The sequence below is a fragment of the Legionella steelei genome, assembly GCF_001468005.1.
GTDB classification, from domain to species: domain Bacteria; phylum Pseudomonadota; class Gammaproteobacteria; order Legionellales; family Legionellaceae; genus Legionella; species Legionella steelei.
Genome location: NZ_LNYY01000003.1, coordinates 1 through 1,122, shown reverse-complemented (window position 1 = coordinate 1,122; position 1,122 = coordinate 1). Strand labels below are relative to the sequence as shown.

Sequence of the window (1,122 nt, the reverse complement as noted above, 5' to 3'; positions counted from 1 at the left end):
GAAATATTGAATAAGGAGGGAACGGATGTATTAAATCCGAGCTCTCTGTAAGCCCTGGCATCTGCGATGTTCAATTCGGGTTTTAATTTTTTGTTATTCTCATCGCGTAAAATGATATTTTTTGCATTGGGAAAGCGGGCTTGAATGGCCTGCCGTTGGGCTTGCGTCATCTTTTTTAACTCAGAATAATCAAAACAAACTGAGGTGATATTCTCTGGAATTGCCGCAAAGATGGTATACAGTTGGACATCTGATACTTCCTTAATGCGATTCTCACGCAAATCAAGATGAGTCACCCCAGAGTCTTTCAGGGCATCGAATATGATGGCCAGTTCAGTGTCTGGTTTTTTATAAAGATAATTCCAACGCAAATCAAGATGGGTTATCCCAGAGTTGTTTAGAGCAGCGAACATGGTGGCTAGCTCAGTGCCTGATTTTTTATAAAGATCATTCCAGCTCAAATCAAGATGTGTTATCCCAGAGTTCTTCAGAGTAGTGAAAATTGTGGCGAGCTCAGTGGCTGATTTTCGTCCAAGATAATTCCCCCCCAAATCAAGATGGGTTACTCCAGAGTTGTTTAGAGCAGCTAACATGGTGGCTAGCCCGGTGGCTGATTTTTTCCAAAGCTCATTCCTACCTAAATTAAGATGGGAGATTCTGGAAGTGTTCAAGGCGCTGAATATGTTGGCCAGCTCAGTACTTGATTTTTTCCAAAGCTCATTACAGCTTAGATCAAGATGTGTTAGCTTGGAATCTTTCAGACCACCTAATACGGTACCCATTATGCCTGTTTTTTTCCCCAAGAAATTTCCTTGCAAATCAAGCTGTGTTATCGCGGGCTCTTTGAGAATCTCTAATAGAATAGCCAGTTCGTTCTCTGATTTTGCTCCAAGATTATTGAAACTCAAATCAAGATGTCCCTCACCAAGTAATTTTTTAACTTCTTGAATCTTAGTGAATATTTGTTCTTCTTGATCGTTATTATCAAGTCTTAATTTATATCTCATTCTTCTTTATCCTCATGAAAAATTAAAGAAACGTTTATAGGTTTTTAGATGCATTGAATGATGCGGTGTTAAATCCGTATAAAAGCTGGAAACATGAGGAGAACGATTGGATAAG

General features: G+C 39.2%; 1 protein-coding gene. It reads right to left on the bottom strand.

The window, feature by feature from the left end:
• A partial coding sequence (locus Lste_RS00925; RefSeq protein WP_193393368.1) for a leucine-rich repeat domain-containing protein occupies positions 1–1,007 on the bottom strand: 1,007 nt, incomplete at its 3' end.
• Between the last annotated feature and the right edge of the window lie 115 nt (positions 1,008–1,122).